This is a genomic window from Buchananella hordeovulneris, assembly GCF_001907235.1.
GTDB classification, from domain to species: domain Bacteria; phylum Actinomycetota; class Actinomycetes; order Actinomycetales; family Actinomycetaceae; genus Buchananella; species Buchananella hordeovulneris.
Map to the genome: position 1 here is coordinate 23,530 of NZ_MQVS01000007.1, position 23,589 is coordinate 47,118.

The following is a 23,589-nucleotide window of genomic DNA, read 5'->3' on the forward strand; positions in this document are numbered from 1 at the left end:
CTACTGCCACTTAGTCCCAACACTTTGAGGGAGCCAAGGATGTCTCTTGCCCGTCACGTCCGCCTGCTTGCGGGCTCGGCGTCACTCGCGCTAGCCGCCTCCGCGGCCCTGGTGCCAGTCGCCTATGCCACGCCAGACACGGACGACCAATCAACCCCCGCGGTGGTCGAGACGACCACCCCCGAGGGCGAAGCTACCGAAGCTGAGGCGGAAACTTCCGCGCCAGCGGAAGAAGTAGCCGCCCCGGAGGAGGCCCCGCAGGCCACTGCCGTCAACCCCGCCGCCGTCACCTACCACAAGATTCCCCACACCGAACTCACCGTCGTGTCCGCTGACTCCGAGGAACTCACCGGAGAAGGCACCAACGGCCGCAAAGAACTGGTCGCGGACGGTGACCCCGCCACCTACTGGCACACTCGGTGGCAAGGCACCAAGGACCCGATGCCACACGAGCTGGTGGTCCAGGTTGGCCAAAACGGGAAAGAAAACATCGGCAAGATCGACATCGTGCCCCGCCAAGGCAACGGTTCCGGCCGGGCCCACGAGTTCGAGGTCTACGCCACCAACGACGCCGACCCCGCCTCCGCCCAGTGGCAGCAGGTAGCCACCGGGCAGTGGGAAGAGGACTACGCGCGCCGGTTCGAGACCCGCTCGATCGAGCTGGCAAACCCGGTGACCGCCAAGTTCTTGAAGTTCAAGGTGCTCTCCGCCTGGGGCGGGTTCGAGGGCTACAACGAGACCGTCAGCTCCATGGGCGAGTTCGAGGTCTACACCCAGACCGGCAGCCCGGACGTTCCCCCGCCGCCGCCCGCTGGGCCGTCCGACCCGGTGGAGACCTTCACCATCGCCTCCGACAACCTCACCGTCACCCTCGACTCGCGTTTCCCGCAGGTGCGTTCCTACCGCCTGTCCGGCTCCAATGCTGAGGTGCTGGGGCGCGTGGGCAACCCCATCCAGGCCTTCCGCATCAACGGTCAGGACCGGGTGGCGACCGTGGGAGAGGTAAACAAGGCCCCCAACCGGGCCACCTACCCGGTGACGTTCGCGGACCTGGCGGGCGTGTCCTTCAACGTCGTCGTCACCGTCGACGGAGACGAAGTCGAATACAAGATCGACAACATCGTGGCCCCTGCCGAAAACCCGCTCCACATGGTGGAAATCCCGGGCCTGGATATCGTCTCGGTCAGCTCCGCCCAGCAGGGGGCCAAGCTGGCGACCGCCATCAGCTCCGTGGACCGCGCCACCCTAGGCAGGTCCGACACGTTCCTCGACATCACTGCCGCCAGCGCCCCGCGGCGGGAGCAGGGCGCCATCTACGCCTTCGCCAACACGGACGCGGTGGCCGTGGCGCTGGAAACCAATGCCATCTACGACAACAACGACGCGCAAGGCAACCAGATCGCGGAAAAGGACAACCACCGCTGGTTCTACTCGGTGCGGGCAGAAGGCGACGCCAAGGTCGGTGCCATCCGCCCGGGGGCCTTCACCTACCAGTCAGCTAACGCCCGCGAAGGTCTGGCCACGCACTCCAAGTACGGGACCATGACCGAGCCTGCGCCGTACGTGAAACTGAAGTTCACGGGCGACAAGAACGCCGACTCGACCATCGACTGGCAGGACGCCGCCATCGCCTTCCGCGCCATCGAGATCAAGGGACTGGGCTGGGACAAGGTGAAGGACACCGTCATCACCCGCATCCCGTTCAACATCGTCTCGCAGGCCACACACCCATTCCTGAAGACCCTGGACGACACCAAACGTATCGGTCTGGCCACCGATAACCTGGGTCAGCAGGTCATGCTGAAGGGCTACCAAGCCGAGGGGCACGACTCCGCCCACCCGGACTACGCGGACAACTACAACTTCCGCGCCGGGGGCCTGGAAGACATCAAGACGCTCGCTAACGAAGCCGTCAACTACAACGCCTCCATCGGTGTGCACGTCAACGTCACCGAGCAGTACTCCGAGGCGAAGAACTTCGGCAACACCCCGTTCTTCGCCGACCGGCCCGGCTGGAACTGGATGAACCAGGCCTGGATCATTGACGGGCGCGCCGACCTCGGGACCGGGGAGGTGCTCCGCCGCTTCCAGCAGTTCCGCGACGAGGCTCCCGCCAACCTCGACTGGCTCTACATTGACGTGTTCTACGACTCCGGGTGGAAGGCGGACCGCCTCGCCCGCGAGCTCAACAAGCAGGGGTGGCGCGTCGGCTCCGAATGGGCCGACAAGTTCGAGCGCTACTCGATGTGGTCCCACTGGGCCAACGACGAAAACTACGGCGGTACCGGCAACAAGGGCCTGACCTCCCAGATTATTCGGTTCATCGACAACCACTCGAAGGACAACTTCAACCCGCACCCGGTCCTGGGCTACTCCCAGATCAAGGACTTCGAAGGCTGGACGGGCCACGTCAACTGGAACGACTTCTACCTCAACATTTGGGAAAACAACCTCCCGGTGAAGTTCCTCCAGCAGTCCGCCATCATGAAGTGGGACGACGCGGCGGGGCAGATCACCTTCGAAAACGGCACGGTTGCACGCGGGCAGTCCGGAATGACCGGGCGCTTCAACTCGGGCAGCGGCACCACTTTCACCTATGACGGGGCCCAGGTGCTGAACGGGCAGACCTACCTGCTGCCGTGGAAGGACAACGGGACCGAGGAAGGGCAGGACCGCCTCTACCACTTCAACCCGGCTGGCGGCCAGACCACCTGGACGCTGACCAACGCTTGGCGCGGGCAGACGTCGTTGGCCCTGTACAAGCTCACCAACCAGGGCCGCGTCAAGGTGACCGATCTGCCGGTCGACGGCGGCAACGTCACCATTACGGCGGAAGCGAACCAGCCCTACGTGCTCTACCCGAGCAGCAAGGTGCTGGACGCGCAGCAGCCGCGGTGGGGCCAGAGCTCCCTGATTGCTGACCCCGGGTTCAACGCTGGCAACCTGGAGGCCTACCAGACCACCGGTGATGTCACCGTCAGCTACAACGAGCGCGGGCAGTATGAAGCCAAGATCGGTGCCGCAGAAGGCTCGGTTGCCCAGGTGCTGAACGGCGGGCAGCCGCTGCCGGCCGGCACCTACTCCGCGTGGGCCTACATCGCCATGGACCCGACCGTCGGGGGGCGCCCCGTGGCCGTGTCCGTCACCGGTCAGGGCGTGAAGGCCACCAAGTACCAGCCTGTCGTCGCGGGTGTGCCCACGACGCAGATCACGCAAACCACCACGAAGAACGCCACCGCGTCGGACCAGAAGTTCCGCTTCTACCACCAGCGGGTGCGCGTGACCTTCAAGGTCGAGACCCCGACCGCGGTCACCTTCAAGGTGGCGGCCGGGGCCGGGCAGGTGCCGGTGCTGGTTGACGACCTGCGCATCGTGAAGTTCACGGAACCCAACGACCCCCAGCCGACCGACCAGACCGTGCTGTTCGAGGACTTCGAGCACACCGACACCGGTTACTGGCCGTTCGTCACGGGCCCCGCGCAGGGGGGCGACGCCCGCACGCAGCTGGCGCGCAAGAACCCGCCCTTCACCCAGAAGGGCTGGAACCCGGGCAACTACGGGCCGGACGGCAAGTTGATTGACGACGTGTGGGCGGGCGACTGGTCGCTGCGCTTGCACGAGGAGAACACTGGCCTGGTGCTGAAGACCACCCCGCAGTCCATGCCGTTCACGCCGGGACACCGCTACCGCGTGTCCTTCGAGTACCAAAACGGGCTCGACGGAATGTACAACGTGGTGCTCGGCTACGACTCGCTGCGCGCGGGTGCCGACCCGGCCAACACCGTGGTGACTTCCATCCCGGTGCCGGCCCGGCACACGACCGAAACCTTCACGCACGAGTTCGTCGCGGGCAACTGTGGTGCCTACTGGCTGGGGGTGAGCTCCGACGGTTCGGCCCGCAAGCAGGGCGACTTCGCGATCGACAACCTGCGAGTGGAAGACCTGGGACGTTCCGCTGACGAGCTGCCCGGTTGCGCCGCGGCTGACATCCTGCTGCCGCAGGGGCGGAGCACCTACACCGGGGGAGAAGCAGCCCCGATCTTCACCGCGATCACCAACAACGAAGCGGCCGCCATCACCGACGTCGTCCACACCCTGGCGGTGCCGGAAGGCTGGACCGTGGTGCCCGCGGATGACCCGCAGTACCCGGTGCGGGTGGCGAGCCTGGCGCCGGGGGCCACGTCCTACGCGGCGTGGACGATCACCCCGCCGGTCGTCCCGAGTAACACGGAGGTCACTGCCCGGGCCACCTACCAGTTCGACGGCAAGTCCCGGTCGGTGGAGGCCAGTTCGACCTTGACGGTGCTGCGCGGGCTGCAGGGCGGCATCAACTACCTGTCGGATCTGCCGTTCTTGCGGTCGACCAACGGGTGGGGACCGGTCGAGCGGGATCAGTCCAACGGGGAGCAGGCGCTAAACGACGGTTTGCCGATCGTCATCGGTGACAACGTTGCCTACCCCAAGGGCTTGGGCACGCACGCCAACTCGTCCATTGAGTTCGACTTGGCGGGCAAGTGTGAGGCGTTCACCGCGCACGTGGGTCTGGCTGATGTCCAGCAGGGCCGTGGCCGCGTGGGCTTTGAGGTGTGGGGCGACGGGCAGAAGTTGGCCGAGTCCCCGGTCATTGCCCGCAAGGTGACGCACAACTTCAACGTCGACATCACCGGTGTGCGGACGCTGCGGTTGGTCGTCAACGACGGTGGTAACGGGATTGGCAACGACCACGGTAACTGGGGTGACGCCAAGGTGACGTGTGGGGCGGCCACGCCGAGTCCGACGCCCACGGCGACTGCCACGCCGAGTCCGACGCCCACGGCGACTGCCACGCCGAGTCCGACGCCCACGGCGACCGCGACGCCGAGTCCGACTGTCACGCCGACTCCGACTGTCACGCCCACGGAGCCACCGGCAGACCAGCCCAAGGTGGACCGAGTCTCTGGCCGCAACCGGGTGCTGACTGCCCTGGAGGCCATGAAGAGCGGCAACTACCGCAGCGATGTGGTGGTGTTGGCGACTGCGTCGTCGTTCGCCGACGCCCTGGCCGCCACCCCGTTGGCGGATGCGCTGGATGCCCCGGTGTTGTTGACCGGCGGTAAGCAGCTCGAGCGGGAGGTCGCCACGGCCTTGGCCGATGGCGGCAAGACCAAGGTTGTCATTGCCGGTGGTACCGGTTCGGTATCCGCCCGCGTGGAGGCCGACCTGAAGAAGGCCGGATTCCAGGTCGAACGGCACGCCGGCAAGTCCCGGTACGAGACCTCGCTGGCCCTAGCCAAGGCGGCGCTGGCTGTCGACCCAGCCGCACGGGTGCTGGTGGCTGATGGCGTTGACTACGCTGACGCTCTGGCGGCCGGTGGTGCCGCTAACCGGGCTGACGCCGTCCTTGTCCTAACGGACAAGGGCAAGATGCCGCGGGCGACAGAGGAGTTCATCGTCGCCGGGATGCGTACTCGCTCGATCGTCACGGTGGGGGGCAACGCCCGCAAGGCTGCCACCGACATGGGGCTGGTGCCGGGAGTGACGTTCCAGGCGATTGTTGGCCGGGATCGGTACGCCACCGCTGCCGCGTTGGCTGATGCCTTCGGGAAGGATGTCGAGCAGATCGTGGTGGCCTCGGGTTCCAACTTCCCGGACGCCTTGGCTGGTGGCGCGCTGTCCAACCAGCGTGCGGGTGTGCTCCTGCTGACCCCGGCGGGCAAACTGGCCCCGGCGGCCGCCAAGTTCCTGGCGGACCGGCAGAGCGTCAAGCACATCACCATCGTGGGTGGGACCGCGTCGGTGAGTGAGGCAATCAAGGCTGAGCTTGAGAAGCTGCTCAAGTAGCGCCTGAGTCAGGCGGGGGCGCGGTGCAGTTGGCACCGCGCCCCTGTCATGTCTACACAGCTAGTCAGCCGCCCAGGTCGCAGGCAAACAAGCCCCCGATTTATCGCGGCAGGCCGGACGGCGGTAGGGATGGGGCGAAGACCTGGTGCCCGTCGCTGTCCGGCCTGCCGCCTGCCCCGTCGCTGTCCGGCCTGCCGCAGCGACCCCACGCGCACTCCAGTTGTCACCAGGGCAGGGTGATCTGGTGTCTGCCCGACATACAACCGCCCTGGTGACAACTGGAGTGCGCCGACTGCTAGCAGGATGGGAGGAGGAGCGAAAGGGGCCTCCAAGACTGGCGCAGCGACGGCCGAGCCCCGCGGCTCGCCCGGTGTCCCCCAGGGACTTAGCCTGCGCGGCGAAGCCGCGGGCCCGAGCCTGGCGGCTCGCCCGGCGTTACCAGCCCAACAATGCCAACACCGCAGTCACTAGGCAGCCGCCGGCGATGACTACGAATAGCCCCGCCCACAACTGGGCGGGTATCCCAGTGGTTGCCCGCAAATAGGCGGCGTCGTTGCCGCCAGCGGTGCGCTGCACTAGGCGCCACAGTGCCAAAGTGTCCCGAGTCCCGCCCACCAACAGCAGGGCGGACAATGCAACCAAGGCAGGCCAAGACACCTGCGGGTTATGCAGCCAGTCCAGGGACGATAACCCCAACCAGCGCAGCAATTGTGGCCCAAATGGGGAGAAAACTGCGGCAACAACTGTAAGTACCCCCGCCACCAGGAACGTGAACAGCGAACGGGCCAACACAAGCACTAGGAAAGAAGCGGCCGCCACAATGCTCCATCCCCAGGCGGGATTGTGGGCCAGGGTTGGGGTGGCAAGCGCCAAGGCCCCGAGAGCCACCGGTGTTGGATACCCCGCCAGCAAGGCAATGACGCGCGAGAGCTTCCCGCGGGCGCTTCGTTCCACTTGGGAGATGGTCTCCCCGGAGGAATCGAGCCGCACCCTAATGCCCGAGACAGGAGAACCAGTGAGGAGGCTAAATATTGCGTGGCCCGCCTCATGGAAGGTGGTGACCAGCAGCCGAGTTATGCGCCAGGTCGGCGGGCTGAGCGCCAACGCACTGCCGACGAGGGCCGCCGTCCACATCACGACCACGGTTTTGTCCATGGGCTCGACAATACGTCGCTATCTCGGCACCGGCAGGCACCGCCAGACCCTGGGCACTGTTTTGACCTAGACTGCCGGGCGGATTGTTGCCGCTTAGCGCCGAGACCCGCCGGGAGGATTTGCTTGTGCGTATTGGTGAGTTGAGTGTCGTGGCGCTGACCGCGCTGCTGCTGGTGCTGGTCGTGTGGTGGCCCGCCCGCACTGCGGGCCGCCTGCGGGCAACTCAGACACTGGTTGCGGTAACTGCGGTGGTGCTGTTGGCGCACACTTTCCTCGAATTCCCACGATTCTTACTGTTGCCCGCGGTGGCTGTGTTCGCGGTGCTGGCGGCGGTGAGCTGGCGACGAGCTGCACGGCCGGGCGTGCGACGCGGCGGTGGGCGGCGGTGGGCCCGTATCCTGCGGCGCCTGGCCGCAAGTTTGGGTGGACTCGTGCCGGTGGCGGTCAGTGGGGTGGCGGCCTGGGCGCTGCCGGTTTTCGCGGTGCCCGCGCCCACCGGGCCGTACGCGGTGGGCGCGCACAGTGTGCTGTTCCTCGACAACGGGCGGGTTGAATCGCGGGTCACCGACGCCAAGGTCGCGCGCAGCGTGCCCGCCACCATCTGGTATCCAGCGGAATCGGCCGACGGGCGGCCCGCAGTAGGTTACGATCCGCAAGTTGTGGGGGCGCTGACCACCGAACTGGGAGTGCCAGGGCTAGTTTTCGACTATCTGCCGCGCATCAACACGCATACCTTCGCGGAGCTGCCGCCCGCTGCAGGCAAGTTCCCCGTGCTGCTCTACTCGCCCGGTTTCGGATCTACCCGGAACGAGAACATGGCTGTTGTCAGTGACCTGGTGAGCCATGGTTACGTGGTGGTGGGGATGGATCACCCGGGCACGTCAGCTGTCGTGTCAGTGCAAAATGGTGAGGAAGTGTTGGCCGATTGGCAGACAGCGTTTGGGCCGCGTGAAGAAATAGCGGAGCTGTCGACACAACAGATTGCGGAGCGGGCGCAGGATGTCGTGCTCGTGCTGGATTCCCTGGCGGAAACTACCCTGGGTGACCATCTGGACCTCGAAACGGTCGGTATTTTTGGGTTTTCTTACGGGGGAGCGACCGCGGCTCAGGTCCTATATTCGGACCCGCGGGTGCGGGCGGCGGTAAATCTGGATGGTTCCTACTGGGGGCCGGTGGCGCAGCAGGGGGTGAGCAAACCGCTGTTGCATTTTCGGTTCGACCCGGATTCGCTGCCGTCGCGGTACGCGAAAATCGCTGAAAGTGAGCAACAGGTGATTGACCGGGTGCGACAATTGAGTGGTCCAAACTATCAGGTGGCGATGGTGGAAAATGCCATGCATCTGAACTACAACGACACGTTGGCTATCGCCCCCATCGTGGGTGACGGTCTATCTCCCGCGCGTAGCGCTGACTTGCTACGTCGGCATATTCGCGACTACTTCGATCACCATCTACGCGGTGAGCAGCTGCAGTTAGTGGGCCAGACCTTGCCTGAGTTTCCCGAAATACTTTGGGAAGACTAGAAGGTAATTACGTCGCTTGGATTGGCGCCGAGTCGGCCGGCCTCGCCGCGGTCCAGACCAGCCAGAGCGGCAATATCGGCCTCGGTCAACAACGGCGCCACCTGCAGGGCCGCGAGATTCTCCATCGTGCGCTGTTGCGAAGTCGACTTGGGGATTACCACCCGGCCCGCACGCAGATGCCAGGCGATGACCACCTGTGCGGGGGTAGCCGCCAATCGCTTTGCGATATCGGTGATCACGCTGTCCGCCAGGCAAGCTCCGCGGGCAATCGGAGACCACGCCTCGACCGTCACCCCAAGCTCGGCACACAGCGAAACCACTTCCTGGTTGCCGAAGTAGGGGTGTAGTTCGACCTGGTTAAGGGCAGGCAAGTGGCGGGCTGTCGGCAGGATCTCCGCGAAATGCTCCGCATGGAAATTGCACACCCCAATGTCGCGGGCCAAGCCTGCGTCCTTGAATTCCTCCATCACTGCCCACGTCTCAGCCAGGGGCCAGCGCTCCGGCACCGGCCAATGCACCAAAAACAGGTCGACGTAACTGGTGCCCAGCTCATGCAGCGACTGCCGGAAAGATGTACGGGCATCGTCGGGCGCGTGGAACCCATTATTGAGCTTGGTGGTGAGGAAAAGCTCGGAACGCGGCAAATCAGACGCTGCCAGCACTTCCCCGATAAGACCCTCGTTGCCGTACATCTGCGCCGTATCCAGGTGACGATGGCCGAGCTGCAAAGCCGTGGATAACGCATCGTGTCCCTGTTGCCCAGTGAGCTTGTAAGTCCCAAATCCTAACTGCGGGATTCGCGCCCCGGACGGTAACGGCAAGGAAGGTAGCTGTTCCATATCATGAGGCTACTGCACGAGGCGGGGCTGCGCCGCTTCACGCCCCAGATGAATGCCGGTACACGTTCGTCTGGCGGGCGGCAAACCCACACCGCACGTAGAGGCGATTGGCGGCCTCGCGGGAGGGGCGGGACGTCAAGTCCACTGTCCGGCACCCCAAAGAGTGGGCGTGGGAGACGGCCGCAGCCACCAGCGCTGCGCCCGCGCCTTGGCCCCGGGCCGCCTCGTCGACGACGACGTCCTCCACCCAGGCGCGCAGTCCGGTTGGGATCCGGAAAGTCGCCAACGACAGCATGCCCAAGGCGCGGTGAGCGGAGTCGTCGTCGGACCGGAACACGAAGAGAAAAACTCCCGGCTGGGAGACGACTTCCCCCCACTCCTGCGTACTCAAAGCAGTCGCGGAGCGCGACAACTGTGGCAACAAGCCATTCAGTTCCGCCGCCAGCTCGTCGCCTACCTCGCTAATCAGTTCCACTGCCATACCTGCTCCTCACTCGGTCATGTACCACCTGAACGATAAAACGCCCGGTGGCTCGCGGGAAGACCCCGCGGCACCGGGCGGTCGTTTTTCAGGTCAGTCGGTGATGAGTTGCCCGGGCCAGGCCCCGACACCGCCCGCTAGCCCCACGGTTTGGGTGATGCCCTCAGCCCGCAGCACCTCTATCGCGGTGCGGGACCGGTTGCCTGAACGGCAGTAGACGGCGTAAAGGCCTGCCGGATCCAACTCCTTGACCTGCGACATGAAGTCAGGGGCGGTCAGGTCCAGGTTGTGCGCACCCGGGATGTGGCCTTGCGCGAATTCGTCGGGCGTGCGCACATCGAGAATCTGCGCGCCTGCATCAATCGCGGCCGCGAAGGTATCTGCCGCCACATGATCGCCAGTCCACTCGATGCCTGCTCCCGCCGGGGGCGGGGTAGAGGTCGCCAGTGGGTCGGCTGAGCCGACCGTGACAATCTCCGACGAGACGTACGCATTTTGGGTAACCGTATCCTGGCCGCTACAAGCAGCCACCGTCACCACCACTGTTGCCACATACAAGGCGCGTCCCAACCTGCTCATGGGGCTCATTGTGCCGCGCCCGGCCACTGAGCAAAAATCGGCTACTTCCGGGTCAGCTCCACCAATACCTCGGCGTGGTCCGTGTGGGGGAACATGTCGAACACGCGTCCGCGGCGTGGAATCCAATCGGGTAACGCGGCTAAATCGGAGGCCAGCGATAAAGGATTGCAGGACGAATAAAGCAACGTGTCGGCGGAAGAAGTTGCCAGCCAATCGCTCATCAGCTGGCCGATGCCCCGCCGTGGGGGATTGACCACCACGGCCTCCGCGGAGGCGTCGTTGACGGGCAGTGTTGTCAGATCCGCCACCGAGAAAACCGCGGAACTTCCGGCTTCCCTGGCAGCGGTACGGGCGGAGGCGATAGATGCCGCAGACACGTCAATTCCCGACACCCGGCTGGTGCCTGCCGCCGCACAATGCAACGCAAACCCGCCCATGCCGCAAAATAAATCCAACACTGATTGCGGTGCGCGGGCGGCCAGCCAGGCGGCTGCTTGCCGATAGAGGGAGCCCGCTACAACCGAATTAGTTTGCACAAAACTGCCGGGGTGAGCGTAGAGACGCACGTCACCAACAGTCATCGGTAAGGTCGATTGCTCAGTGAGCAATATCTCCTCCGGGCCTGTTGGCAATGCCACATGCTGCGGTAGAAAGTTCGCGCTGACTACTCGGACCGCGGGCGCTGTTGTTTGCAGGTCGGCAACAGCGTGTCGCAAGGCGGGCAAACGTTGCTTGCTGCGCAGCACGAAGCGTGCCATTACGTGCCCGTCGTCGCCCACCGTAAGTAAGACGTTCTTTAGCTCGCCACGGCGAGCGGGAACCGAATACGGGGTGAGGTTGGCCTGGTGGATCACAGACTTTATCGGCGGCAACACCGCCAGCAGCCGCCGGTCGGTGATGGGGCAGCGCGACAGGTCCACCCCGGTCTGGTCACTCCCCAGGATTCCTAATTTGGGGGAGCGTGAACTGCCTGAGACCACCAGTTTGATGCTCGTGCGAAAACCGGTCGGTGGCGAGGCGTACGGGGCAAGCCACTCCAACGGGGGGAGAAGGGCGCTTACCCGGGCGGCTTTAGCTGCGAGTTGCTGCCGGTAGGGCACGGGCAGCGCGGAGCAGGAGACGCAGGCGCGGGTGTCGAAGTATGTGCAGCGCACACCGTCAGCCTAAGGGATGGGCGGCAAGGGCCCGGAACATTGGTGGGGCGGCTTGCCTGGTGGGGTCGCGTGCCTGGTGGGGCGGCTTGCCTGGTGGGGTCTGCTTGCTTGGTGGGGTCGCGTGCCTGGTGGGAGCGGTTCGCCTGGTGGCCCACGTGCCTGGTGGGGGCGCGTGCCTGGTGGGGGCGCGTGCCTGGTGGGGGCGGTTCGCCTGGTGGCCCACGTGCCTGGTGGGGTTCGCTGTTCCGGGAGGCCCTGCGTTCGGCGGAGCGGCTGCTGCCAGTTGTCACCGGGGTGGTGCTTTCCGGTGTCAGCCCGCTGTCTAACCGGCTACGTGACAACTGGCGCGTGAACAAGGTGCCGATGCCCGGGCGGAGAGCGGCAACGCGGCTGGTGTGACTTATGGTTCAGTGCGCAGCAGACTGCGCCAGGCAGTTGAGGGGATTGCTGGGTCGGCGCTGAGCCCTCGGGGCCGCCTACCCCCCAAGTGAAAAGGCAGGCGGAAGCGGCACAGCATGATCTAGGGCATATTCAACTTGCGCCCTTGGGCAAAGACGCCCCGGGCGGGTTTAGGCCGCGAGAGTGAAAGTGCGTCGGCGATGGACACTACGTCGCATCAGAGCCTGAATATGGCCGAAGACTAGAGGCCAGTCGTTGACGATCTGCTGATAAGTCAGGCGAAGCACCACGAAGTTGGCCACCTGGAGGCGTTGATCGCGCAGACGGTCCGCCTCAAACCGGATGGGGTCGCTGTGGAAGGCCCGGCCATCTATCTCTAGGACGAGGCTGCGGCCGATGAGAACGTCTAAACGCCAGTTTTCCCCCGTGGGACGATGTTGCAGCTGGAAGTTAATCCGCCGTGCGAGGAGGCGGGCTTTGGCCAGGCTCTCTAGCGGCGACTCGGGCAAGCCGTCTATATATTGTGCGGTCTGGCGGACATGCCTGTTGTAGCGGGCAGCCAGCTGTTGCAGTCGTAGCCGGGTGAGGAGAGGTCCGCGCACTGGCAGCGCATCATGGAAGTGGGGGCGCAGCATGGAGTCCCCAGCGATGATGGCCTGTTCCCGAGTTTCGCTTTGGAGTACTACGCAGAATGCCGTTTCGGGATCGTCAACGGCGGCATGGACCGGGGCGTAGCGAATCTTGCGGAGGGTGTGGAATCGTGCCTCTGGGTTGTGTTTGGCCCGATCCAGGCGTGTGACTCGCACTTCCAGGGTGGCAGGCCGCATTGTCCATACTTGGTGCAGGGCGAGGGCGGCGAGCCCTGTGAGGGCGCCGCCGGCACGCACCGCACTGACTACGAGGCTGGGGGCGGAGACAACGCCGGGGGCGTAATACCAGCCCCGGCGAATTACGCGCAGCAGCTTCAGACGTACCGCTTGGGCGATGGTGGAGCGGCACACTCCGGCTGCCAGTAGTTGCCGACGGCTTGCCACTCCGAAGTTGACGGCCAGGATTTGGTAGATCTCCTCCATGAGGGCAGGGTGCCAGGTTGGTCGCGGATGTGTCAGACGAGGGAGGACAAGGTGTGGATAGCCACTACCTGATCCGGGCTGGGGATGACTAGCACGCGAGCGCTGACGCCCGTTGGGGGCATAAGGCGGCGGGACCACTCCCTCCCCGAAGTGGCCCCGCCTTCTTGCATCCCTCATGAAGAACTATGCCTGGACAACCTGAGCATTCGATGGACTGCCGGTTGGGTTCCGCTGAAAATTGTGATCCAGTTCGCAGGGTGGGTATTCCAGTTGTCACCAGGGCGGTGCGGGGTCGGCCGAGCGCGGGGTGGGGCAGGCTAGGTGACAACTGGAGTCAGGTTGAGGCTGGGGGCCGGGCTGAGGCTGGGGGCGCGCCGCCCGGGGGCTAGGCGAGGTCGAGAACGGGGTGTGCCGAGCGTCATATTAGGGCGGCCCTGCCTTGGGGATAGCCCCCAGTCACCCTACGTTGAGCGATGTAGACTCAACTTTGTGGGGAGTGAAGTTGACAGGAGTTCACTCAACCCCGCAGCATTGAGTGCAACAGACTCAACTAGTGTGGGCGACTGGCCCACCCTCAACGAATAAGGAGCCAAACATGGCACGTGCAGTAGGCATCGACCTCGGCACCACGAACTCGGCCATCGCCGTCATGGAGGGTGGCGAGCCAACGATCATCGCGAACGCGGAGGGGGCCCGCACCACTCCGTCTGTGGTGGCTTTCTCCAAGGCCGGGGAGGTGCTGGTCGGGGAGGTGGCCAAGCGCCAGGCCGTCACGAACGTCGACCGGACCATCTCTTCGGTCAAACGTCACATGGGTACGGACTGGACGGTCAGCATTGACGACAAGACCTACAGCGCCCAGGAAATCTCGGCGCGTATTCTGGGCAAGCTGAAGCGCGACGCGGAGGCCTACCTGGGTGAGCCGGTCACCGAGGCTGTTATCACCGTGCCCGCGTACTTCTCTGACGCTGAGCGACAGGCCACCAAGGAGGCCGGGCAGATTGCCGGGTTGAAGGTTGAGCGCATCGTCAACGAGCCGACTGCGGCCGCGCTGGCCTACGGGCTGGAGAAGGGCAAGGACGGCGAGCTGATCTTGGTCTTTGACCTGGGTGGTGGCACTTTCGACGTCTCGCTGCTGGAAGTCGGGAAGGACGACGACGGCTTTTCCACGATCCAGGTGCGGGCCACCAACGGTGACAACCGCTTGGGTGGTGACGACTGGGACCAGCGGATAGTGGACTGGCTGGTCAAGCAGGTGAAGGACAAGGACGGGGTGGACCTGTCTAAGGACCGCATCGCGCTGCAGCGCTTGAAGGAAGCGGCCGAGCAGGCGAAGAAGGAGCTGTCGACTGCGACCTCGACGAACATTGCCTTGCAGTACGTGTCGATGTCGGAAAACGGCCCGGTGCACTTGGATGAGAAGCTGTCGCGGGCGCAGTTTGAGTCGATGACGGCGGATCTGCTCGAGCGTACCAAGGCCCCGTTCCGGGCGGTTATCTCGGACGCGGGCATCAAGGTCAGCGAGATCGATCACGTGATCTTGGTTGGTGGTTCGACGCGTATGCCTGCGGTTTCGGAGGTCGTCAAGGAGTTGACGGGCAAGGAGCCGAACAAGGGCGTTAACCCGGACGAGGTGGTGGCTGTGGGTGCCGCTATCCAGGCGGGGGTCATCACGGGGGACCGGAAGGACGTGCTGCTGATCGATGTCACGCCGCTGTCGCTGGGCATCGAGACCAAGGGTGGGGTGTTCACGAAGCTGATTGAGCGCAACACGGCTATCCCGACTAAGCGCAGTGAGGTGTTTTCCACCGCTGAAGACAACCAGCCGAGCGTGCTGATTCAGGTATTCCAGGGCGAGCGGGAGTTCGCGCGGGACAACAAGCCTTTGGGGACCTTCGAGTTGAACGGCATTGCGCCGGCGCCGCGGGGGGTGCCGCAGATTGAGGTCACCTTCGACATCGACGCTAACGGCATCGTGCACGTCTCGGCGAAGGACCGGGGGACGGGCAAGGAGCAGTCGATGACTATCACCGGTGGCTCGGCGTTGCCGCAGGAGGAGATCGACCGCATGGTGAAGGAGGCCGAGGCGCACGCCGCGGAGGACAAGAAGCGCCGGGAGGAGGCCGACATCCGGAATATGGCTGAGCAGGAGACTTACCGGATCGAGAAGTTGCTGAACGAGAACGCCGACAAGCTGCCGGAGGACGTCGCCACCGAGGTGCGGGACGCGGTGGCCAAGGTGCGTACGGCCCTGGAGGGTGATGACATTGAGGCCGTCAACTCGGCGCTGGCGGAGCTCAACGAGAAGTCGTTGAAGATCGGTGAGGCGTTGAACGCGGCGCAGTCTGGGCAGGAGGCGCCGAGCGCGGCTGCGGACGACGACGTGGTGGACGCCGAAATCGTCGACGACGAGCAGGCCTGAGTTTGGCGTGGGGTGGGGCCCTAGGCCCCACCCCTGACCGCTGGAAGGAGTTGTCATGGCGGCGGAGCGGGATGAGTTGTCGGGCCACGAGGAGTTGGCGCGCGCGGTAAATGAGGCCTACGCGGAGGCGGGTTTGTCCGAGGCGGAGGTAGCGCAAGCAGCGGCAGAACCGACAGAGAGCGCCCCGGAGGAGCCGACGTCGGACGAGGCGGAGGCGAGCGCGGAAGTCGAGGGCGAGGCAGCTGCGGCGGTGTCGGCTGCGGAGCTGGCACAGGTGAGCGACGATTTGGCGCGCGCGCGGGCGGATCTGTACAACCTGCAGCAGGAGTACAACGCGTTCGTGCGGCGCACGCGGGGTGAACTGGCGGCGGCTCGCGTGGCGGGTGCGGCGGCGGTGATAGAGGCGTTGATCCCGGTGTTTGATGACCTGCATTTGGCGCGGGCGCACGGGGACTTGCACGGGCCGTTTGCCGCGATTGCCGACAAATTGGAGGCCACCCTGGCCTCGCAGCACGGTTTCGCCCGGTTTGGGGAGGCGGGCGAGGCGTTCGACCCGACCCAGCACGAGGCTCTGGTGGCCATGCCGCACGCCGAGGTGGAGCAGGACACGGTGCACGAAGTGTTGCAGCCGGGTTATCGGGCAGGCGAGAGGGTCTTGCGCCCCGCACGCGTAGCCGTGCACACGCCTACTGAGTGAGGCCGGGCGCCGGGCGAGGTGACCGGGTGTGGTTTTTGGGAAAGGAGGTAAAGGATGACTGGACAGGACTGGTTGGAGAAGGACTTTTACGCCGCTTTAGGGGTGGCGAAGGATGCTGACGCGAAGACCATAAAATCGGCTTACCGGAAGCTGGCCCGCGAACTGCACCCGGATCACAACAAGTCTGCGGACGCGGAGGAGCGTTTTAAGAACGTCGGGGAGGCTTACGCGGTCTTGTCGGATCCGGAGCAGCGGCAGCAGTACGACGCGCTGCGGGCGATGGCGGGCGGCGGGGCGCGTTTCCGTGCGGGGAGCGCGGGCGGCGCTGGATTTGAGGACATCTTGTCTGGCATGTTCGGCGGTGGGAATGTGCGTTTCTCCACCGGTGGTTCTGCCGGATTCGGTGGAGCTGGCGGGTTTGAGGACATCTTGTCTGGCATGTTCGGCGGCGGCCCGACGGCGAATGGTTTCGGGGGCGGCTTCCCGCCTGGGGAGCCCGGGCGAGACATACGCGCTTCGGTGCGGCTGGGCTTCTTCCAGGCCTTGGACGGTGACACGGTGACGCTGTCCGTGGGACGGCGGAGCGTGAAGGCACGGATCCCCGCCGGGGTGGAGACCGGCAAAAAGATTCGTTTGCGTGGCAAGGGCGAACCGGGCGGGCACGGCGCGCCTGCTGGCGACCTGATTGTCACGGTTGAGGTCGAGGAGCATCCAGTGCTGCACCTGGTGGATGGCCGGGTGCGGATGCGGGTGCCGTTGACCTTGGCGGAGGCGCTGCTGGGAGCAGTAGTGGAGGTGCCGAAGCTGGATGGGACACGCGCCAAGGTGAAGGTCCCGGCGGGCACGCAACCCGGTACCGTGCTGCGGGTCAAGGGCGGAGCCTCGACGGCGGCCGCTAAGCGCGACTTGTATGTCGAGTTCCAGCTGGTTTTGCCGACGGTGGCCGACGGTGCGGCCCGGCAGGCAGCCGAGGACTTGGCGGCGGCGGTGCAGCAGCCGGATCCGCGCGCGGAGTTGGCGGCGGCGGTGCAGCGATGAATGGGCGCGAGAGCGGGGCGGGTGCGTCCCGCTCGTCCGCCATGTTCGTGATTTCGGTCGCGGCCCAGCTGGCGGGAATGCATCCGCAGACTTTGCGCCAGTACGACCGGCTGGGGTTGGTCTCGCCGCGGCGGACGGCTGGCCGGGGGCGGCGTTATTCGAGCGGCGATATTGATTTGCTGCGACGCATTCAACAGATGCGTGCTGAGGGCATTAATTTGGCGGGGATTGCCCAGATTTTGTCTTTGGAAGAGCGTCTGGCGCGTAGTGAAGCCGAGCTGGCCGCTGATCGGGAGCGGTTGCGGTTGGTGGAAGGCGAGTTGGCGCAGTTACGGGCGCGCGATAATCGAGTCTTCACGGCGTCGGCTTCCGGGGAGATTCGGACTGCGGAACGGGGGGTGCGGGGCCGACGGGCAGCCCAGGTGGGGCCGTCGTCTTCCGCTGGCAATGCGCAAACCGCCTTGGTTTTGTGGCGTCCAGGGTTTACAGTGCGCTAGACATCTGTCACACCGGCTGGGCAATCACTGGCTTTCTTAGGTGATTTTCTTAGGATTACACGTATGGGCAAGTCGAAAAAAGCGCTATGGATCGGCGGGGTGACTGCCGTCTTGCTGCTGGGTGGGGCGGGCGCGGCCGTGGCCTACACCTCCCAGTTTGCGGGAGTCGCGCTGCCGAACGTGTCGGTGGCAGGCCAGAGCGTGACCGGTTTGGACGGGCCCGCAATATCGCTGGCGGTGCAAAAACGTCTGGAAAATGCCCAGCTTGATGTGCAGATCGGTGATGAGCGGGTGACGGTGGCGCTGCCAGACTTATCGCCAACTTTTGACGCCGAGAGCCTGCAAGCTGAGGCACTGGCGGGCTCGGAATCAGTTTTGGGGCGCCTGGGCTCGTTGTTCGGGAGTCGGGATGTCTCGGTGGAGGTCAAGTTCGACCAGGCGAAACTGGAGCAATTGCTCGAGCGGATTGAGCAGGCGGCAGGCCCTGGGAAGCGGGAGGCCAGCGTCGAATTCTCGCCGGAGTCGGAGAGTTTCGTTGCCCAGCCGGGACAGGTGGGCCAGAGCGTGGATTTAGCGCTGGTGCGCCAGGCGCTCCAGCGGGCGGGCACGTCGTTGTCCTCGCAAGAAGTTTCCGTGCAACCGCGGCAGGTGGAACCGCAGTTCACCACGGCCGAGGCGGAGCGGCTGGCTGCGCAAGCCAATGAGATGCTGGCGCAGACGGTGGTCATTACCGACGGGCAGGAGGATTTCGCGGCGGATGTGACGCAGCGGGCGGCCTGGGTTTCGCTGGATAGTGAGCAGGGAAAGGCCGTGTTTGCGGACGCGAAGATTCGGGCCTGGGTGCTGGAGACAGCTCGGCAGACCAATGTGGAGCCAAAACCCGGTATCGACAATGTCAACGCGGCCGGGAAGGTGCTGGTGGAGGCCAAACCGGGGGTGGCGGGTTACCGCGTGAATAACGCGGAGGAGGTAGCGGAGCAGGTGGTGCAGGCGCTGCACGGCGGGCAAGCCTTCTCGGGCGACTTCGATTACGACAAGATCGAGGCCCAAAATACGCAGCGGCAGGTGTTGCCAGGGGCCGAGAACGATCCATACCCGGCCGCGGCCGGAGAAAAATGGCTGGAAATCAACCTGGGCAATAACACGGTCTCGGGTTACCAGGGCCGGGAGCGGGTGCACGGTCCGGTGCTGATTGTGCCGGGTAAACCGGGCCACGAGACCGTCACGGGCCTGTTCCACGTCTATCTGCAGTACGAGAAGCAGGACATGGGATGCACGCCGGAGTGGCCGTACTGTGCGAAGGATGTGCCGTGGGTGACGTACTTCCACGGCTCGTACGCGTTCCATGGTGCCCCGTGGCAGGAGTCTTTCGGGTGGTCGGGCCCAAATGGATCGCATGGGTGCGTGAACATGCCGGTGGCGGAGGCCAAGTGGGTCTACGAGTTCGTGGAGGCTGGCACCCCGGTGGTTAGCCACCGCTGATATTTCTCCCCGTGGACGGGACGCTCCCTGTCCGCATGCTTCCAGTTGTCACCAGGGCGGTCTCATCTCGGTTCTACACGAGTACGGTTCGCCCTGGTGACAACTGGGGTGGGGCAGGCGCGGGTGCGGGGGGGGGAGAGAGAGAGATCGGTCCGGTGAGGGGCGCATGGCTGCGAGGGCTAGGCCGGGTGGCGATGTTTCATGGAGGGCGCGCCCATTGCCGCAGGTGAGGGCTAGGCCGGGTGGCGGTGTCTGGTAGAGGGGGCGCGCATGCCCCCAAGCAGGGGCTACCGGCCGGGTAGGGGCGCATGGCTGCGAGGGCTAGGCCGGGTGGCGGCATTTTGTGGAGGGGGACACGTCTGTGACCCGGGTCTGTGGTACGCAAATGTGGTGGGATGGGGGAATGACTGAACACCCGCCTTTTACTGATCACTGGCTCGACGAGGTGGAGGGCGCGCAGGCGCTGGCCTGGGTCGAGGAACAAAACGCCACGGCCCGCCAGCGCTTGGTGCACGGGGATTTCGCCGAGATCGAGGGGACGATCCGCGAAATTCTGGACGACGACCGCAAGATCCCACTGGTTACCGAGCGGGGAGGCCTGCTCTACAACTTCTGGCGGGACGCCGAGCACGAGCGGGGGCTGTGGCGCCGCACCACCTGGGAGTCTTACCGCAGTGGTGAGCCGCAGTGGGAGGTGCTGCTGGACCTGGACGCGTTGGCGGCGGCCGAGGAGACGCAATGGGTGTGGCACGGGGCGCAGGTGTTGCTTCCCGAGTGCCGCCGTGCGCTGGTGGCGCTGTCGCCGGGAGGATCGGACGCCGACGTCACGCGCGAGTTCGACTTAGAGTCGCGCCAGTTCGTGGCGGACGGATTCACGCGGCCGCTGGCAAAGGGGTCACTGCAGTGGGCCGATGACACGGGCGAGACGGTGCTGGTGACTACCGACCGTGGTGAAGGCACATTGACGGACTCGGGTTATCCGCGCACGGTGGCAGTGTGGCGCCGCGGGCAAGAGTTGCCGCAGGCAGTGGAGGTCGCGGCGGTGGACGCCACCGACATGCTGATTGAGGTGTGGCATTCGCGGCGTCCTGGCTACGTGCGGGACGTGGTGACGCAGATGCGGGATTTCTACACCATGCGCACGGGGTTCGTCCCGGAGGGGTTTGCCGCCTATGCGGATCCGACGCAGGCACCGATCACCTGGCTGGAGGTGCCGACCGAACACGAGGCGGTGCCGGTGTGGGATCAGCTGCTGGTGCGGACGCGCGCCGAGTGGGAGGTCGACGGGCAGACCTACCCGGCGGGCACGCTGCTTGCTTTCGAGTTGTCGGAGTTTTTGGCGGGGCGAGGGCAGGCCACGGTGCTGTTTGCCCCCACCGAAACGGCGGCGTTGGAGGATTGGCACGCCACCGCCAATCTGCTGTTGTTGACGGTGCTGGAGGACGTGGTGCCGCGGGTGGAGGCGCACTATCGGCAGGAAGGTCAGTGGTTGCGCCGCCCGGTAGAGATCCCGGGGGCGGGCGCCGATCAGCTGTCGGTGAGCCTGGCGCCAGTGGATGCAGACGCCAAGGATGAGGTGTGGGTCACTGCCACGGGTTTTCTCACGCCGACGACGCTGGCACTGCTGCAATTGTCGGCGGATGGCCGGGTGGAGAACTGGGAGGTGTTGCGCCAAGCGCCCACGCATTTCGCTGCGGACGGCATGGCAGCGCGGCAGCTTTTTGCTACTTCGCTTGATGGCACGCGGGTGCCCTATTTTGTGATTACTCCGCCCGATTTTGTGGCGGACGGGTCTGCTCCGGCGGTGTTGTACGGCTATGGCGGTTTTGAGGTGTCTTTGACGCCGTCTTACTTGGCGGCGACGGCGGCCACGTGGGTGGCGCGGGGTGGCGTATATGCGATCGCCAACATTCGGGGCGGTGGTGAGTACGGGCCGACTTGGCATGCGGCGGCGTTGAAGGAAAATCGGCACCGGGCTTACGAGGATTTCGCGGCGGTGGCGCGGGATTTGGTGGCGCGCGGGTTTACGACGCACGCCCGCCTCGGGGCGCAGGGCGGCTCCAACGGTGGGCTGCTGATGGGCAACATGTTGACGCAGTACCCGGAGTTGTTCGGTGCGATCGTGTGCCAGGTGCCGCTGCTGGACATGCGGCGGTTTAACCGGCTGCTGGCGGGTGCCTCGTGGATGGCGGAATATGGGGATCCCGACGATCCGGCGCAGTGGGAGTTCATCGCTAAGTTTTCTCCTTATCATCTGTTCGACCCGGAGCGCACCTACCCGCCGATTTTGTTTACCACTTCGACGAAAGATGATCGGGTGCACCCGGCGCATGCGCGGACCATGGCGCACCAGATGTTGGCCGCCGACAAAGACGTAACGTATTACGAGAACATTGAGGGCGGTCACGGAGGGGCCTCCACCAATGCGCAGGCAGCTTTCATGGGGGCGTTGGAGAAACAGTTCTTTCTGACCCGCCTGTAGGCGACCGTTTTAGTTGATTTATCTGGTGCAGGCTGGCGCTGAGCCGTTATATACCGGGTTTGTCTCGCGGCCCCTGACTTTAGGGGCGTTTGTGGGGCACAATGCAGGGGGAGTTTAGGGTCCGATGGCCCTGGCTCCGGTTGGTAGGCTGGATGAGCTGGTTTTGGCCTCGGAAGGGGGTGCTACGGGAATGACCGGGCGTTTACCGACTGGTAAGGCAGTGGGTGCGGTGTTGCTCGATCTGCTCGCTGTGGCGCTCCCGCTGGCGGTTGCCTACGGGTGGCGGCAGACCCAAGTGGTGGTCGCCACGTGTTTGGTGGCCACTTCCTTGGTGGCCGCTATTGGCACCTGGATGCTGTTGGCCAATTCGCGCACCCTGGGCTTGGCGGTGCTGGGAGGCACGGTGGTGCGGCGCGACGGCGGCATGGCCGGGTTTGGTGCGGCGCTGGCGACCGCCTGGTCTGCTGGTGCCCTGGGGGAGACGGTGGGGGCCTATCTGCGCGATACGCGGGTGGCTGGCCCGGCTGGCTCCTCTCCGTCCTGGGCCGCCGGAACGGCGGTGGCGTTTTCCGGTCCAACGAGCGATGATGGGCCAGTAAAGTTTGCTAGCCAGCAGGCAGGCAGCCCAGTGGTGGGGGGAACCCCCACGCTGGAAAGCCGTCTGGGATGCGAAGAACTGCGGCAGGAGCCGCCAGATGAATCCGAGCGTCCGCCTTCCACAGCAGCGACGAAACTTCTCGATTTGGGGGCAAGTAGCATGAACAACCCGTGGCAGCAAAACGCTGGTCAGACTCCGCTGCCGGACGGGGCTGGTGCGCAGTGGCCGCAGGGTGGCCAGTGGCCGCCGGTCGCGCCGGGCGCGGCCCCTGCCCCCGGGGCGTGGCCTGCCCAGGGGGCGCCGGGGCCGTTGCCTGCCCAGGCGGCGGCGCCGTGGCCGGGCCCGGCGGTACCGCCCGCCACCAGTGAGGACAGTGGTAAGAAGTCTTTCTTCGGGAAGCTGCGCAAGGGAGCGGCGCGCGTCTCCCAGGCGCAGGAGGCTTTCGGCAAGGTGCAGGACGCCTTCGGGTCGGTGGAGGCCGCCGGGGAGGACTGGCAGGCTGCCGTGAGTGACGTGGCGGGCGCCGGGCAGGCCATCGGCGAGGCGTTTGAGTCGCGCCCGAGTGGACACACTGCCGACCTGCAGACGTTCTTCGCTGACCCCGATTCGGGCCCGCTGCCGGTGCCGGACGGCTCTGGCAGGCCGCAGTTCGGCTATCCGGGCCAGGGGCAGCCTTACACCCCGCCGTCGAACACGCAGCCGTTTGTCCCCGCGCATCCGATCGCCGCGATGCCCGCGCCGCCAGCGGAGCCGCCGAGCGGGGTGAATCCGCCGCCGCCGCAGCGTCCCGGGCCGCCGTCGGCCCCCGGGGCTTCGCCGTTTGCGCCGCCGGGATCGCCCATTCCGGCCGCATTCCCGGCTAATGGTTCTTTCACGCCTGCGGCGTCTCCGATCGCGCCGGCGGTGCACGCTGACTCCGACTCGTTGCCGTTGCCGCCGGGGGGCGGCCCGACGCCGGAGGGCCAGTTGGCACCGAGTGCGCCGGGGCAGGAGGGCAAGCGTTTGGTGTTGACGATGCCCGCGGGGCAGCAGATTGTCGTCGACGGCATGGTCATCATTGGGCGCCGCCCCAGCCCGCCGGCGGGCCTGAGCCCGAAGCATTTGGTGGCTATTCCCGACGAGACCCGCACGTTGTCCAAGCAGCACGTGGTCCTCAACTGGGATGGCGGGGTCATCCACGTGCGGGATTTGGGCTCCACCAATGGCACGACCGTGCAGACCACATACGGCGTCTACAAGGTCGATGCGGCGGGCCCGGGCATGGACGTGGAGCCGGGCACGGTGATTTGGCTCGGCAACCATCGGATCGGCACTTCGTTGGAGTCCTGACGAGCGAGCTGACGGTAGGCA

Annotated in this window: 16 protein-coding genes; 10 read left to right on the plus strand and 6 right to left on the minus strand. The window is 65.4% G+C overall.

The genetic code is table 11. The annotated features are described in order from the left end of the window. Positions 1–39 precede the first annotated feature (39 nt). Positions 40–5,820: an endo-alpha-N-acetylgalactosaminidase family protein gene (locus BSZ40_RS11320; RefSeq protein ID WP_084542704.1), complete on the plus strand. Its 5,781-nt coding sequence runs from the start codon at positions 40–42 to the stop codon at positions 5,818–5,820. 435 nt (positions 5,821–6,255) lie between these two features. Here BSZ40_RS11320 and BSZ40_RS07360 read toward each other — a convergent pair whose 3' ends face one another. Next, a complete protein-coding gene (locus tag BSZ40_RS07360) occupies positions 6,256–6,975 on the minus strand; it encodes a M50 family metallopeptidase (RefSeq protein ID WP_073824727.1) in 720 nt (239 codons plus the stop codon). 125 nt (positions 6,976–7,100) lie between these two features. Here BSZ40_RS07360 and BSZ40_RS07365 point away from each other — a divergent pair, with 125 nt between their 5' ends. Continuing rightward, a complete protein-coding gene (locus BSZ40_RS07365) occupies positions 7,101–8,498 on the plus strand; it encodes an alpha/beta hydrolase family protein (RefSeq protein WP_073824730.1) in 1,398 nt (465 codons plus the stop codon). Here BSZ40_RS07365 and BSZ40_RS07370 read toward each other — a convergent pair. From BSZ40_RS07370 to BSZ40_RS07385, 4 genes are all read right to left on the minus strand, one after another. Further along, a complete protein-coding gene (locus BSZ40_RS07370) occupies positions 8,495–9,337 on the minus strand; it encodes an aldo/keto reductase (protein ID WP_073824733.1) in 843 nt (280 codons plus the stop codon). The genes BSZ40_RS07365 and BSZ40_RS07370 overlap by 4 nt on opposite strands. A 37-nt stretch (positions 9,338–9,374) precedes the next feature. Next, the gene (locus tag BSZ40_RS07375) at positions 9,375–9,818 is read right to left on the minus strand and encodes a GNAT family N-acetyltransferase (protein WP_073824736.1); all 444 of its coding nucleotides are present in this window, start codon (positions 9,816–9,818) and stop codon (positions 9,375–9,377) included. A 93-nt stretch (positions 9,819–9,911) separates the two neighbouring features. Then, positions 9,912–10,397 (minus strand): rhodanese-like domain-containing protein, encoded by a 486-nt coding sequence (locus BSZ40_RS07380; protein WP_124851973.1) that lies wholly within the window; start codon positions 10,395–10,397, stop codon positions 9,912–9,914. A 41-nt stretch (positions 10,398–10,438) separates the two neighbouring features. Then, the gene (locus tag BSZ40_RS07385) at positions 10,439–11,551 is read right to left on the minus strand and encodes a methyltransferase domain-containing protein (protein ID WP_073824742.1); all 1,113 of its coding nucleotides are present in this window, start codon (positions 11,549–11,551) and stop codon (positions 10,439–10,441) included. Positions 11,552–11,662: 111 nt separating this feature from the next. Between BSZ40_RS07385 and BSZ40_RS11595 the strand changes: the two genes are divergently transcribed. Then, positions 11,663–11,950 carry a hypothetical protein gene (locus tag BSZ40_RS11595; protein WP_143180911.1) on the plus strand — a complete coding sequence of 96 codons (288 nt, stop codon included), beginning with the start codon at positions 11,663–11,665 and terminating at the stop codon, positions 11,948–11,950. Between the two features lie 170 nt (positions 11,951–12,120). On the opposite strand, the gene BSZ40_RS07390 is transcribed toward BSZ40_RS11595, so the two are convergent. After that, positions 12,121–13,023: a PDDEXK family nuclease gene (locus BSZ40_RS07390; protein WP_073824745.1), complete on the minus strand. Its 903-nt coding sequence runs from the start codon at positions 13,021–13,023 to the stop codon at positions 12,121–12,123. Between the two features lie 595 nt (positions 13,024–13,618). On the opposite strand from BSZ40_RS07390, the gene dnaK reads away from it, so the two are divergent. The 7 genes from dnaK (at position 13,619) to BSZ40_RS07425 (ending at position 23,568) form a co-directional block, all read left to right on the plus strand. Further along, the gene (gene dnaK, locus BSZ40_RS07395; RefSeq protein WP_073824748.1) at positions 13,619–15,445 is read left to right on the plus strand and encodes a molecular chaperone DnaK; all 1,827 of its coding nucleotides are present in this window, start codon (positions 13,619–13,621) and stop codon (positions 15,443–15,445) included. 55 nt (positions 15,446–15,500) lie between these two features. Continuing rightward, positions 15,501–16,142: a nucleotide exchange factor GrpE gene (locus BSZ40_RS07400; protein ID WP_073824751.1), complete on the plus strand. Its 642-nt coding sequence runs from the start codon at positions 15,501–15,503 to the stop codon at positions 16,140–16,142. Between the two features lie 54 nt (positions 16,143–16,196). Next, positions 16,197–17,180, plus strand: coding sequence for a DnaJ C-terminal domain-containing protein (locus BSZ40_RS07405; RefSeq protein WP_073824754.1), 984 nt, complete (start codon positions 16,197–16,199; stop codon positions 17,178–17,180). Continuing rightward, positions 17,177–17,677 carry a heat shock protein transcriptional repressor HspR gene (locus BSZ40_RS07410; protein WP_073824757.1) on the plus strand — a complete coding sequence of 167 codons (501 nt, stop codon included), beginning with the start codon at positions 17,177–17,179 and terminating at the stop codon, positions 17,675–17,677. Before BSZ40_RS07405 ends, BSZ40_RS07410 begins: the two co-directional genes overlap by 4 nt. Positions 17,678–17,740: 63 nt before the next feature. Then, complete coding sequence (locus tag BSZ40_RS07415) at positions 17,741–19,159, plus strand: L,D-transpeptidase family protein (protein WP_073824760.1); 1,419 nt, start codon at positions 17,741–17,743, stop codon at positions 19,157–19,159. 403 nt (positions 19,160–19,562) lie between these two features. Further along, a complete protein-coding gene (locus BSZ40_RS07420) occupies positions 19,563–21,641 on the plus strand; it encodes a prolyl oligopeptidase family serine peptidase (protein ID WP_073824762.1) in 2,079 nt (692 codons plus the stop codon). A 190-nt stretch (positions 21,642–21,831) separates the two neighbouring features. Further along, positions 21,832–23,568 (plus strand): FHA domain-containing protein, encoded by a 1,737-nt coding sequence (locus BSZ40_RS07425; RefSeq protein WP_143180912.1) that lies wholly within the window; start codon positions 21,832–21,834, stop codon positions 23,566–23,568. The last annotated feature ends 21 nt before the right edge of the window (positions 23,569–23,589 follow it).

Bases quoted from the DNA above. Each gene is read 5' to 3' on its own strand.
- BSZ40_RS11320 (WP_084542704.1), top strand. From the start codon at position 40: ATGTCTCTTGCCCGTCACGTCCGCCTGCTTGCGGGCTCGGCGTCACTC.
- BSZ40_RS07360 (WP_073824727.1), bottom strand. From the start codon at position 6,975: ATGGACAAAACCGTGGTCGTGATGTGGACGGCGGCCCTCGTCGGCAGT.
- BSZ40_RS07370 (WP_073824733.1), bottom strand. From the start codon at position 9,337: ATGGAACAGCTACCTTCCTTGCCGTTACCGTCCGGGGCGCGAATCCCG.
- BSZ40_RS07375 (WP_073824736.1), bottom strand. From the start codon at position 9,818: ATGGCAGTGGAACTGATTAGCGAGGTAGGCGACGAGCTGGCGGCGGAA.
- BSZ40_RS07380 (WP_124851973.1), bottom strand. From the start codon at position 10,397: ATGAGCAGGTTGGGACGCGCCTTGTATGTGGCAACAGTGGTGGTGACG.
- BSZ40_RS07390 (WP_073824745.1), bottom strand. From the start codon at position 13,023: ATGGAGGAGATCTACCAAATCCTGGCCGTCAACTTCGGAGTGGCAAGC.
- dnaK (WP_073824748.1), top strand. From the start codon at position 13,619: ATGGCACGTGCAGTAGGCATCGACCTCGGCACCACGAACTCGGCCATC.
- BSZ40_RS07400 (WP_073824751.1), top strand. From the start codon at position 15,501: ATGGCGGCGGAGCGGGATGAGTTGTCGGGCCACGAGGAGTTGGCGCGC.
- BSZ40_RS07405 (WP_073824754.1), top strand. From the start codon at position 16,197: ATGACTGGACAGGACTGGTTGGAGAAGGACTTTTACGCCGCTTTAGGG.
- BSZ40_RS07410 (WP_073824757.1), top strand. From the start codon at position 17,177: ATGAATGGGCGCGAGAGCGGGGCGGGTGCGTCCCGCTCGTCCGCCATG.
- BSZ40_RS07415 (WP_073824760.1), top strand. From the start codon at position 17,741: ATGGGCAAGTCGAAAAAAGCGCTATGGATCGGCGGGGTGACTGCCGTC.
- BSZ40_RS07420 (WP_073824762.1), top strand. From the start codon at position 19,563: ATGACTGAACACCCGCCTTTTACTGATCACTGGCTCGACGAGGTGGAG.
- BSZ40_RS07425 (WP_143180912.1), top strand. From the start codon at position 21,832: ATGACCGGGCGTTTACCGACTGGTAAGGCAGTGGGTGCGGTGTTGCTC.